This is a genomic window from Rhodohalobacter sp. 614A, assembly GCF_021462415.1.
Taxonomy (GTDB): Bacteria; Bacteroidota; Rhodothermia; order Balneolales; family Balneolaceae; genus Rhodohalobacter.
Genome location: NZ_JAKEDS010000006.1, coordinates 53,382 through 65,872, shown reverse-complemented (window position 1 = coordinate 65,872; position 12,491 = coordinate 53,382). Strand labels below are relative to the sequence as shown.

11 protein-coding genes are annotated in these 12,491 nt (G+C 39.9%); 5 read left to right on the top strand and 6 right to left on the bottom strand.

Annotation, left to right across the window (positions count from 1 at the left end):
• Positions 1 to 26: 26 nt before the first annotated feature.
• A complete protein-coding gene (locus L0B18_RS19035) occupies positions 27 to 1,397 on the bottom strand; it encodes a TolC family protein (RefSeq protein WP_234573534.1) in 1,371 nt (456 codons plus the stop codon).
• Positions 1,398 to 1,517: 120 nt separating this feature from the next.
• On the bottom strand, positions 1,518 to 1,955 hold the full coding sequence (locus L0B18_RS19030) for a hypothetical protein (protein WP_234573533.1): 438 nt from the start codon (positions 1,953 to 1,955) through the stop codon (positions 1,518 to 1,520).
• A gap of 506 nt (positions 1,956 to 2,461) precedes the next feature.
• Between L0B18_RS19030 and L0B18_RS19025 the strand changes: the two genes are divergently transcribed.
• The gene (locus L0B18_RS19025; RefSeq protein ID WP_234573532.1) at positions 2,462 to 3,025 is read left to right on the top strand and encodes a helix-turn-helix transcriptional regulator; all 564 of its coding nucleotides are present in this window, start codon (positions 2,462 to 2,464) and stop codon (positions 3,023 to 3,025) included.
• A 354-nt stretch (positions 3,026 to 3,379) separates the two neighbouring features.
• Here L0B18_RS19025 and L0B18_RS19020 read toward each other — a convergent pair whose 3' ends face one another.
• The 3 genes from L0B18_RS19020 to L0B18_RS19010 form a co-directional block, all read right to left on the bottom strand.
• Positions 3,380 to 3,730, bottom strand: coding sequence for a type II toxin-antitoxin system PemK/MazF family toxin (locus L0B18_RS19020; protein WP_234573531.1), 351 nt, complete (start codon positions 3,728 to 3,730; stop codon positions 3,380 to 3,382).
• Complete coding sequence (locus L0B18_RS19015; RefSeq protein WP_234573530.1) at positions 3,727 to 4,050, bottom strand: DUF2281 domain-containing protein; 324 nt, start codon at positions 4,048 to 4,050, stop codon at positions 3,727 to 3,729. The genes L0B18_RS19020 and L0B18_RS19015 overlap by 4 nt, the downstream gene beginning before the upstream one ends.
• Positions 4,051 to 4,428: 378 nt before the next feature.
• On the bottom strand, positions 4,429 to 4,857 hold the full coding sequence (locus L0B18_RS19010; RefSeq protein ID WP_234573529.1) for an META domain-containing protein: 429 nt from the start codon (positions 4,855 to 4,857) through the stop codon (positions 4,429 to 4,431).
• Between the two features lie 1,373 nt (positions 4,858 to 6,230).
• On the opposite strand from L0B18_RS19010, the gene L0B18_RS19005 reads away from it, so the two are divergent.
• The 3 genes from L0B18_RS19005 (at position 6,231) to L0B18_RS18995 (ending at position 8,851) form a co-directional block, all read left to right on the top strand.
• Positions 6,231 to 6,800 (top strand): hypothetical protein, encoded by a 570-nt coding sequence (locus L0B18_RS19005; protein ID WP_234573528.1) that lies wholly within the window; start codon positions 6,231 to 6,233, stop codon positions 6,798 to 6,800.
• Positions 6,801 to 7,025: 225 nt separating this feature from the next.
• Positions 7,026 to 8,252, top strand: a complete 1,227-nt coding sequence (locus tag L0B18_RS19000; RefSeq protein WP_234573527.1) for an ImmA/IrrE family metallo-endopeptidase — start codon at positions 7,026 to 7,028, stop codon at positions 8,250 to 8,252.
• Positions 8,253 to 8,257: 5 nt separating this feature from the next.
• On the top strand, positions 8,258 to 8,851 hold the full coding sequence (locus L0B18_RS18995) for a P63C domain-containing protein (protein ID WP_234573526.1): 594 nt from the start codon (positions 8,258 to 8,260) through the stop codon (positions 8,849 to 8,851).
• Between the two features lie 112 nt (positions 8,852 to 8,963).
• On the opposite strand, the gene L0B18_RS18990 is transcribed toward L0B18_RS18995, so the two are convergent.
• Complete coding sequence (locus L0B18_RS18990; protein WP_234573525.1) at positions 8,964 to 9,566, bottom strand: recombinase family protein; 603 nt, start codon at positions 9,564 to 9,566, stop codon at positions 8,964 to 8,966.
• An 870-nt stretch (positions 9,567 to 10,436) separates the two neighbouring features.
• Here L0B18_RS18990 and L0B18_RS18985 point away from each other — a divergent pair.
• Positions 10,437 to 12,488 carry a heavy metal translocating P-type ATPase gene (locus L0B18_RS18985; protein WP_234573524.1) on the top strand — a complete coding sequence of 684 codons (2,052 nt, stop codon included), beginning with the start codon at positions 10,437 to 10,439 and terminating at the stop codon, positions 12,486 to 12,488.
• Positions 12,489 to 12,491: the final 3 nt, after the last annotated feature.

Sequence of the window (12,491 nt, the reverse complement as noted above, 5' to 3'; positions counted from 1 at the left end):
ATCTCTGTTTCATGGGATTCAAATAATTAGTTGGTAGAAATGTCTTCAAGGGACGTACCGATCAGCCGCTCTACATCAGCAATAGCCTTATTAAACTCTGCTAAAGATTCGATGTAGCGGGTTCGGCTTGTAAACAGGGTTCGTTGAGCATCCAGTACTTCCAGGAAATCAAACTTGCCTTGACTGTATCCAATTTGTGCAGCTTCATACGCTTCTTCAGCACCAGGGATAACTTCACTTTTCAACTGTTGAACTTCGTAGTAGGAGGCGTTCAGTCGATGGTAGCTTTGTGATAAATTTCTATAGACGTCAGCAAAAACGCCTTCACGTTGAGTTTCGGCTTGGTTGAGCTGATACCGCGCCGCTTTTACGTTTCCCTGGTTCCGATTGAAGAATGGCAGCGGAATCGATACACTCACCAGGGCAGCTTCGGCATCGAGATCTTCCATCCTTCGGTACCCGGCACCAAGTTTAATATCCGGGATTCCTTTCGCACGCTGATAGGAAACATTCGCTTCCAGTCGCTGTATTTCAGTCGCCCAGCGCGCGATATCGGGATTTCGCTCTACATACTGAATAAGACCGGTTAGTTCAGGAATCGACTCAGTGGTATCCAATGCCCCCTCAAGCCAAGTAAATTCAGGACTTCGGCTCCCCCAAAATGCAGCCAGGGCGGCAAAAGCAGAGGACTGCTTCTGTTGTATACGTCGCAGTTCAATCCTTACTTTGGAGAGTTCAACGTTGGCTTTGGTTGCTTCCAATTGGGATACTTTCCCGGCCTTCACCTGGGCAACAACCGAATTATAGAACTGTTCGGCTACCTCCAGAAGCTCCCGCTGTTGTTCCAAATGCTTTTGAGCTTCCAGTGCAGAAATGTAGGCCTTGGATACGCCGGTTAGTATATCCAGCCGCTTGGTTTCATAATCCCAGCCGGCAAGATTTCTATCTAAACCTGCAACTCGCTTGCGTTTCATACGGTCAGCGCCCAGCAGTATTTTTTGACTGAGACGGATAGTGGTCTCACGGGAATCGTATCCTTCAAAAGGTCCCGTTCCGCCAAAGTTTTCCATCTCAGCTTCCAGTTCCGGATTGGGTAACAGAGATGCCTGTATTCGCTCGGCCTCTTTTACACGAACTTGCCATGCCGAACTTTGAAGGGCAGGGCTTTCGACCAACGCTTTCGCCAGGGCATCCGAAAAGATCAGCGTATCTGAGATAGCTATCGATTCCGTCTGGGTTGAGCGATTTAAGTTTTTATTTAAAGCAGAAGATTGTTCGTAAATTTGTTCTCCGAGCGTGCTTTCTGAGGGTGGTTCAATCAATGATTCTTCACTGGCACAACCGGCAGCAAGCACAAGCATGCCGATGAGCAGCACCGTTTTGATAAATTTTGACATGTAGTATTCAGCCTTTTAGCTGTTGTAGATTGATGAGAAATGCGCACGGGATATTATAATCCTGTGAACTCTGTAGGATGCATTCTCAATTTGAATTAGGTAAAGGAGGGCTGGAACGGCCTAATTCAGAAGTACTACTGTCTGTATGTTTGAAATGATAGGGTTTTCTATGATCGGAGGTAAGAAAGCTATTTGTTGTATTGAGCGAGATGCCGTTTTGATCTCACTTTTTTCAAAAACAGCTCTTTTAAGATCAGTGACCGTTTTTTGTTGGTCAAATCGGTTTAGTTTGTCTTCTTTGGCACAGAGTAAAGAAATGGGGACATCTCTGTGGTCATCCCTATTCTCATGAAAGACTGATTCTTGTTCGTGGCCGTGACTCTCTTCTTCATGTACCTCAGATTCACTGTTAAAGAAAATGCCAGAATCCGAAATTGATTCAATATTGACGTCACCGTTCTCCTCAAAGCAATATACCAACGATTCTGCCAGACTGTGCACACTAAGTGCATGTATAGCAAAAACAAGCAGCAACAATCGTGCTGATAGTTTATACATGGTTTTAAAGAGTTCTGTTTTCTTAAACAAGGACCTGCTTGTTGGATAAGTTAAGCTCAAAGTTTAATGAATTAAAATACGGAATTACTCATCAAAGTGAAATTACTATGTAAATGGTCAATTTGATCTGGAATTCACCGTAATATTAGGAGGAATGGTTACGGATCTGTATCTCCTGAATCATTCGCTGGCGTAAAGAAGTAACAGCAATTAAGAAAGGAAGACCTATCTATAAAATGGCAAAATCTCTGAAAAGGGTATATGGGGAGCGAGAACTCTTTAATGGAAATAAATGGTACTGGAGATATCGAAAAGGAGTCGGTCAAGAATTGCTACATGAACAAGTTGTTCTAACAGCATAAAAGATGTATTTTAGATCAACCCAAGAAACACAAAATTTCAAGGATGTCATCGGACAGAATTGAAAGAGATAGAGCCTTAGAAGCGAAATTTGAAACCCGATCTTGGTGACACACCTAATTTCTATAGATTTTTAATCGATTTGCATGAGCATCACACCACAAGAGCTTAAAATTGTGAAGCAATTAACGGGATCGTTTTTTTCCGGACGGAGACAACAGCTTGGATTTACCCAGCAGAAGTTGGCCGAGAAAACAGGCGTCCGGAAAAGTACGGTTCAGCGGATTGAGTACGGAAAGTTTGTACCTGGAGGTGAAACACTGTTAAGCTTGGTATCGGAGTTGGGGTTGTCCCTGGTTTTTCGCAACAGACCGGAAAATGAGTCTTTTGTAGAACTGTTAGAAAAAACCTGGGCTATTGCTGAAAACAGGAATGCCGATCGCGGTTCCGTTCAGGACTCAGATTTTGACGCGGCTGATGCTGGTTCAAAGATTGGTAATTTCTTTTCCGGACGGAGACAACAGCTTGGGTTGACTCAAAAGGAAGTCGCAGATCAGGCGCACTTAGGGTTGCCAACGATCCAACGTATTGAGTACGGCCGACACCTGCCGGATGGAAAAAGTTTATTCAAAGTTTGTGGAGCGCTTCAGTGCGTATTTTATCCGGTGAATTTTACCGGTGAATTTGTGGTTTTCGAACCGGGAAATTAGCATTGACTAAATATTGAATATTTAAGTTCAACATAAGTTGCGTTTTACAGACTTGAAACGCATAGAGGTATTTTGGATAAATTTAGATTGTAGGGTTAATTTTATTAAAGTTTAATTCGATTAATGAGTATAATAGTAAATTATGATACGAAGATATAGGTTGTCATATAATTAAAATTATGTAAAGTAGAATAGTTAGAAACTAATATTCTATGTTTACAGATATGAGTACTTCCCCCCTCCCTGTTTATTCTTCTATTGTCTTCTGGGTGGATGTTAAATTTTGTTTCTAAGTGGAGATATCAAAGCAATAGTGAATTTCGTTGACTTTTTAAGCGCTTGAGACATTTGGGTTCAATTGTTATTGGTAAGCCAGCGCGCAAGGTTTTTTCTGAGGCGTTGCAATCGCTCCGGAGCGATATGGCCGATGCCTCCGGCCAGCATATCGTGCTGAACCACCGCCAACCGACCAATTCGAATCACGCTGGTCTGTTTCAATCCCGAAACCGGGAAATCCATATCCTCTTTTCCCACAATCTCATCAAATCCTTCAATATACTGGTGGGTTTGAGAAGAAATCATGGAAATGAGCCAGGCATCATATGGACCGGGGAGTGCTTGAATGAGCAGCGCGGGGCGCAGTTTTCCTTTCGTTAAATCAGTTTGGGGGAACCGGAATAAAACGATATCGCCCGGCCTGCTCACGAGAAATGCTCTTTTATATCGGATTCGCTATAGATAGGTTCGTTATCGGTCTCGATCCCGTGCATGGCCGATGAAAGCGATCCTATTGCCCATTCCTGATTCTCATGGCTCGCAGAAGTGCGAGTTGATCTGTCAAGCAGGAACTCGACGAAGTGCAACACTTCAGTTTGTGAGGCTTCTGGCAAGCTGCGAATGCGTTTATTTATTTTTTCTGCAACACTCATTTTATCTACCCATTCATTTAAAATGCTTTTTAGGTTTACAAAATATAACCCTTTTAAATATACACAACCCCACCATGAAAAGAAAAACGATGCCAACTGGTAACGAATATTTAGCGAAGACAGGAGGTATACCTTAAGTAAGGTTATTTCATTTTTTTACCGTTTTTTCAATCGCTGTACAGTACTTTTACTTTTCTCGGTAAGCCGGGCCGTTCTGCGTATGGACTCTCCCCTGTTCAGTTCTTCAACGATAAATGGACATGCCATGGTAAACATTCCGGATGAAGATATTTTATGGACCGACCGGCCAAGTCATCTTACTACAATTGGTATGTATCTGTTTTGTCTAATCGTTTTTCTGGCCGGTATTTGGTTGCTGGATAATGCAGCGTGGATAGCCATAAATATTTATTACACCCGAAAGTTTAGAAGACCCAAAAACAAACCTTTAACTCCAACACACCAACCTTCTCTTTACTCTTCTGCGACACGCTTAAAAATGAGATCACCTTTTCTCGCGGAGAGAGTCAGCCGATCTCCATCAATTTCAAAGGCGTCAACGGTTTGTAGCCAGCGATGAAATTTTTCGGCTTTTGAACCGTCAACACATTGCATATATGTACTAATGATATCGCCAAATCGGAGGCTACCATCTGTAAATGCTTCATAGTCTCCCCAGTATTGGTTACAGTTATTCCACCCACCAAATTTGTTTTCGGAGAAGGAGAGGCTGTATTCTTGATCACCGGGCGGGGTTTCTTTTTCAAAGGCCTGCAGACGCCATTTTGTCTCTGCTAAAGTAGAGGATGTATCTGGCCCAAAGACGTTACACGATGTAACCATGAAAAGAGCGATAATTACCATGATTAGTGTGATAATTTTTGGTCTGTATGAACTCAGCATATGAATAAATATTGTTTTGATAGTGCTAACGCTAATTATTACATATATGTATTTACAATAACTGTTTATTTAACGCTTTTTTATCTGATGAAGATATATTAGAAATTACCCTTGACAGATGTTTACTCCATGATTTTTGCCCAATCGCATACCAGGCCAACGGACGATAAATTCGCCTTTAAAATAGCAATGGAGCATTCGATTGGTTTCGGGGAGTTCATATAAATGATACACACAACTCAAAAGCTATACCTACTTAGCTTCGTGATGTGTTGTCATCACCTGCGGTACTCTGCTTATGGATGATTCATATGGTTTTGTATAATCTATTTCGAATCTTCTTCTATAGGTATGAACCGGAAATTTGAAAACCTTGCAAAAGTCCCAAAATTAGTAATGGTCTATCGTTCAGGCAATCAAGCTCGAGGCTTAGAAACGAAATTTAAAAGCCGAGTTTCGCTCAGATTCCCTAAAAAACAGGCCGACTAGGCAGATAAGCAGCTATAACCAAGTTAAAATATGGTTTTTTTCATAATGGTTGAATTTGGTTAACCATCTTCAAGTAGTATAATATCATACCATTCCGGCCTCCAATAAATAATTTCTTTCATTGATAACGGCCGCCCTGCTATTTGATGGCAATTGAAAATAATCGCTCTATTTACTTTTCAAATCTTTCAAGTTCCATTCTTTTACCCGGGTGCAGTTTATTCATAAAAGCATCAATTTTAAAATATGTATAATTAATGTACATGAATTTTTTATAAACCATCATAGGTATTTGGTTGTTTTATGTGTAGTACTATAGTAACCCCTCCAATGGGTTACCATTTCATAACCTAATCATTGTTTGATAAATAGAGAGGCAAATTATGACTAAAAATATTTTATGGTCACTTTTTACTACTAATGTTAAGTTATATTGTTAGTTGCGAAAGAGACCTTGTAACTCAACAAAGCGACACTTCAAATCAAGACAAGAGCATGCGTGCTGTTGTGGATAAAGATGCCGCAAGGGATGCCTATATTGAATATAAAAAAGCGATACAGCTCGAATAACGTATGATAAAATACTGGCTGATATTGCCTTTGAAATACCTGGGTATGGTGGCCACTATGAGGACAAGAAGGGTGATATCAACGTCTATCTTTTAAACCAAGAGGAGTCTAATGCAATCAAAGCGGTTTTTAGGCAACATCGTTATGCCGGGGCCCTTGAAATAAATGATAATTTTCTCAATAACTTACATATCAAGCAGGCCCAGTATAATTTCCTGCAACTCTACAACTGGAAAGTTGTTTTACGGCTATGATTCCACTCCTATAGAGTGATAATATTTATTATTTGGGGGAATAGTTAAATCATTCTCTGTATGAATAAATTTAAAACATCAAATTTACTATTCTACAAAATCATCTGGCTGAGTACTTTTCTACTACTCAGTAATTTAATTGGTGGTTGTTCTCTTTTCGATTCAAATGAAATGGAAAGGTTTTCCGAAGCTATTAAAAACTTTTCAATAGAAACAGAACAGGATGTCTATCTGGTTAATGAAGATGGTTTTTTGGAAATTACCTTTGTCTATATTAATAAAGGAGACCAGGTACTCAATCCCGGATCCTGCTTGGGAGTTGCATCAGAGAATCTACAAAAGCTTGTCGATGAGGAATGGATCCCAGCCTACTCCCCTTTTTGTCAAGATATACTTCGTGCTCCGATCAAAGTAGAACCCGGTAAAATCTTTAAAGCAACCATTCAGTTGCACTCTTCAACGTGGGATTCCACCAGAAACAATGCATCTTGGAATGGAGGCGAGATTGAGGGAACGTATCGGGTTTGGGAACGGGTCTATGCGGAGTGGGACACGGAGAAATATGACAACAACACCTTGCAATCAGTGATCGTTGTTTCAAATGCCTTTGAGATTCGCAAGGAATCATAGTTGAAGGAATCCTACTTTTGATTATTTTACAAATTCTCTCACCCTACTTTACAAAGAAAAATTCCTCACCGTTCTTCTTCATTAGTTGAGCAAGGCGCTTTTATTCGGTCATTGATTTTAAATTATATTTCTAAAGTTAACCAAATAAAAAATGTATTGATGCATTTTTTTTATATCTTGGTTAAAAATTAATTTAACAATTATTCTTAAAAGCAGCATAATTCTATGGGTAAGAATAAGTCAGACAGTGATGATATTCTAAAGCGTTTGTTTGAGCCAAAGTCCATTAAAGTAAAAGAAACTTTGAGTGAACTATTTGAACAGAGGCTTGAAAGCTTGGACATTCCTAAGACAACTGCACTAAACATTATGGGAATGAGCGTCCGCACATTGGATGGTATTCTTTCAGGTGAACAAAAAAAATTGGATTCTACTCAATTGATAAAATTGTCAAATTTTTTAGGGATTGATATTGAGCAGGTCGCAACACTTTATCTAGAAAAAATCAGAGAGGTTCACAATGTTGGCAATGATATTAAGGAGAGAAATGAAATGGTTGGATTCGTCAACGAAAAATTCAATTTGGCCGAGCTAAAAAAAGTGGGGCTAATTAACTCTCTCACTGACTATGATGAAATCGTGCAGTCAATTTGTAGCTACTTTGGCTTAGATAATATTTTTGATTATTCAGAACCTGATTTGAATGTTGCTTTTAGTTCGGGAAAAAGAGCAAAGCGAAATTGTAGTGTGAAAAACTGGATGTACTTAGCTGAACAGACTTGCATTGAGCTTAGAAATCCCAATGACTATAGCCGAGAAGAATTAATTGATTATTTTCCTGAAATCAGGTGGCAGTCAATGGATGTAGAAAATGGGCTTGTGAACGTTATTCAGCATTTATTTCAATTAGGTGTAACGGTTGTATTTATACCCTCCTTTCCTTCTTTGCATATTAGGGGAGCAACATTTGAAGTGAATAATAAACCTTGTATTGCTTTAACTGATTATATGGGATTTTATCCAACACTTTGGTTTGCCTTAGTTCACGAGTTATCTCATGTATTATTTGACTGGGAAGAGATAATGATTTCAAGTTATCATATTTCGCAGGAAGACCAAAAAAGTCTATTTAGTCATTCTCAAAGTGAAATAGAAGCGGATAATTTTGCAAGAGAATACTTTTTTTCCAAAGAAAAAACACAAGAAGCAAGCCCTTACATCAATAATCAAGAATTTATTAAACAGTTCGCAATCTCGAATAATGTGGACCCAAGCTTTGTATATGTTTTTTATGCTTTTGATGCTCCTGATACCGATAAATATGCTTGGGGTAGAGCAAAAAAATTAAATCCAGATACAAAAAAATTAAAATCAAAGCTACAGCACGATTTTGGAACAAATTCCTCATTCGGGAACCACATAAAAAAAATAAGACAAGCAATCTATAATTAATTTATATGAAAAGTTCCAAATTGAATTCAGAAGATTTAAAAAAAGTTAAAGCATTACAGGAAAAAAAGAATCGAGAGTTACTTGAACGGTTTATAATTGATAAAACTGATTTAAAAGTTAAAAACAAGTATTCTGACAAAGAATTAGACGCAGAAAATGAAAGGCGCAAAATTCTTGATACGATAAGGAATTTATGGGATTCTGAAAGTATTGATGCTACGATATTAAACAACCCCGCCGGGTATGAAACAATTTTTACCCAAGAATATTACCAAGAGATGTTCAGATTAAATAATTGGGAGTATGATGGAATAATTTCTGAAAAGCCTTGGCAAGCTGGACGCCACACGAATGAAATTATTTACTACCGGTTTTCTAAAGAAGTTTTACCATTCCTTAGACTTGTCAATCCATTCATAATTCCAGGTATTCGTAAATATAAACATCATCAATTTTTAACTACTGGCGCAAGAAAAGAGTTGTCAAAATTCATTTTCCAAGCTACAAACCTGATGAGAAAATATGATGATTGGAATAGTTTTCGAATTGCATATTGCGAGTTATATAATGTGCCATATCAATTAAAACTTCTACTCTAAATTTGTATTGGTAATATTCATGATTTAAGGTGCTGTCGAAGTTGGGGAAGTTTTTTTGGGGTTACAGAGCGATCGACAGGTTGCGTCGATCGCTCTGTAACCCATTTGTCCGTCAATCTATCTCCATCTTATCCATAACTTTCTTGACCCGCTGAACCGTACTTTTACTTTTCTCGGTAAGCTTGGCCGTTCTGCGAATGGACTCTCCCCTATTTAACTCTCTTACTATATCTGAATGTTTTTCAACTAAGTCAAGGTCTGATAAACCAGTACCGTTTGCCCGTCCCTTATATTTCCCTTCAGCTTTAGCCCTTTCTATCCCTTCTCGTTGAGCCTCCCTCCTATTATTATAATCGATTTCAGCCAGTGTACTTAAAACAGAAACCAACAATTTCGCCACCGGGTTTTGATCACCGTTATCAAGTAAAGTATTTAAGCCTTCTTTCTTCGATTTAACATTTACACCCAGTTCAGTAAATGTTTTGATTGTTTGAAGAACATTGATGGCATCACGGCCAAGCCGATCAATGGAATGGACTTCTACCTCATCAATCTTCCCTTTCCTGGCATCGGCTAAAAGTCTGCTTGCACTTTCCCGGTCCTCGAATGCAACCATTCCGGAGACTTTGTCCCAGTACACCTCCCCTTCTTTATCTTTTAGCTGCCTGGATATATTTTGTTCAAAAGTGGATACCCGTACATAAGTTGCCTTCATGGTAATACCTCAAAATTTATAAATCGCTGTGTGTAATTTAGGGTTGTGTATTCAGGCAAGCAAATATGAACGTTAAAGGCTGATTCGAAGAAGTGTTTAATGTACTGATTTAGGGTATACCCTATCTTAAATACATTATTTGATTATTCATATTTTTTTCAAGAATTCTTTCGGTGAAGTTAAGCTGTTCTGGTCTCCACTTTTGAAGATGCGATGCTAATTGTACCGCTTTTGGTTTTTTTAGTTTAAATGTTTTTCGAAATAAATGACTACTTGTCCCACCGACTCGTTCAAAAGAGGATGCTATAAATAGTTTATTTGGTGGAATTAATATAGAAGAAGTCCTCTGGGGATTGTAGGTGTGATCGGTTTTCTATTCAATTTTAAACTCTCGGTTTTAGCCGTGCTTAGCAACAATGATTCGGCCGGTTGAGTGATTGTTAAGAACTTAAATCCCAAAAATTAACAGTGTTTTCCCTCCAAAGGTGAAAAGATCGGAGCTTAGAAGCGAAATTTAGAGGCCAGATTTTACTCCGTTTGCTAAAAACATGGAAAACAGGAGGATTTTGATCATAATCAGGCCAAAATCAATTTCTGTATAATATTTAAGAAGCTTGACAACAAAACCATGACTCCGACACGCAAGTGAATCCAAACCCATTACTCATCTCAACTTCTAACATGTAAAAAACTGTTCTGTAGTTGGCAAATTTTTATAGCAATGCATTGTTACGCATTGGCAGTTGCCCTGAAAACTATATTGAAACATAAATTTAAGCTTAATTTAAGCTCCTCTTTCCTATAATACTATCAATACCAAATTGGAAAGGTATTTATCCAATTGGTTTCAAAAAAATTAATAATGGTATTATGGAACATTCTCACGATCAAAACGGTCATGCTCATTCACACAAAAAAGGGCACGATCATCAACACCACAACCAGAAAGAGCATAAGCACTCCGGGGGACATGCCGAACATCATGCCCACATGGCCGAAGACTTCCTGAAGCGGTTTTGGATTTCAATTGCGCTTACGATTCCTATTCTGATCTTGTCACCAATGATTCAGGAATTCCTTGGACTTGGAGATTCGCTTCGATTTGCTGGTGACAGCTATATATCATTCTTGCTTTCAAGCATCGTGTTCTTTTATGGTGGCTGGCCTTTTCTGAGTGGACTCTATAATGAGCTAAAAAAGCGACAACCAGGGATGATGACCCTGATTGGCATCGCAATTACGGCTGCTTATGTATATAGTACGTTGGTCGTTTTTGCCGTTGAGGGACAAGTCTTTTTCTGGGAGCTGGCTACACTCGTAGATATCATGCTTATCGGGCATTACATAGAAATGAAATCTGTGATGAGTGCCTCTCGTGCCCTGGAGGAACTTGCCAAACTGATGCCATCGGAAGCACATGTTGTACAGGACGATGGATCCACACGGGATGTTCCTCTTGAAGAGCTGGAAAAAGGATTAAAAGTCCTTGTTAAGCCAGGTGAAAAGATCCCCGCTGATGGCTTGGTTGTTGAGGGAAAGAGTTCAGTTAATGAATCTCTGATGACCGGGGAATCAAAGCCGGTCTCCAAAAAACAGGGGGATGAGGTAATTGGTGGTTCTATCAATGGTGAAGGGTCGCTGACCATCGAGGTCAATCGAACCGGGGAAGATTCCTTCCTCTCTCAGGTTATCAATCTTGTACGGCAAGCTCAGGAGAGTAAATCCCGTACACAGGATTTAGCTAATCGAGCCGCTTTTTGGTTGACCATTGTAGCACTTGGGGCCGGGGCGGTAACCTTCTTTGCGTGGACTGCCTTTACAACACAGGATTTTGTTTTTGCTTTGGAGCGAACGGTTACCGTTATGGTCATTGCTTGCCCCCATGCTTTAGGACTGGCTGTACCTCTGGTGGTAGCAGTCTCTACAAGTTTAGCGGCTCAAAATGGTTTCTTAATTCGCAATCGCACGGCTTTTGAAGAAGCCAGAAATCTTGGAGCCATCATTTTTGACAAAACAGGGACACTGACACACGGAGAGTTTGGTGTAACCGACGTACTTACGTTCAATGGCTATGAGAAGGATGAAATCCTGAAATTGGCCGGTTCCCTTGAACAAAACTCTGAACATCCTATTGCAAGGGGTATCGTCAAGGCCACGGACGGGTTGATGAAAGTAGAAGAGTTCAACTCCATCACAGGAAAAGGTATTGAAGGCCGGGTAGATGGCAAACAGATCAAAGTGGTTAGTCCCGGTTATCTTCGAGAACAGAACATTGCTCTGCCAACCACTGAATACGAACAACTTTCGGGGCAGGGAAAAACAGTTGTATTTGTATTGATTGACAATCAACTGAAAGGTGCTATTGCACTGGGGGATACCATTCGCGAAGATTCGAAAGCAGCTATCCAAAGTCTGCAATCGATGGGAATTCAATGTATCATGCTCACTGGTGACAATAAACAAACTGCCGCTTATGTTGCCAAAGAGCTGGGTTTGGACGATTTCTTTGCCGAAGTACTTCCAGAAGAAAAAGCCGCCAAAGTCAAAGAAGTTCAGAACCGTGGACTTAAAGTAGCCATGACCGGCGACGGCGTTAACGATGCTCCCGCCCTTGCACAGGCTGATGTTGGTATTGCCATTGGAGCCGGTTCGGATGTGGCAGTCGAAACGGGAGATATCATTCTTACCCAAAGTAATCCGAAAGACGTGGCTTCACTCATCGGATTGGCTAAAGCCACCTACCGAAAGATGGTTCAGAACCTCTGGTGGGCAACGGGCTACAATGCATTTGCAATTCCTCTGGCAGCAGGTGTCTTATACACGTACGGAATTATTCTGAGTCCGGCACTGGGTGCTGTGTTGATGTCGCTAAGTACGGTAATTGTGGCTATTAATGCCCGATTCCTTAAAATCGAACGCTAAAAA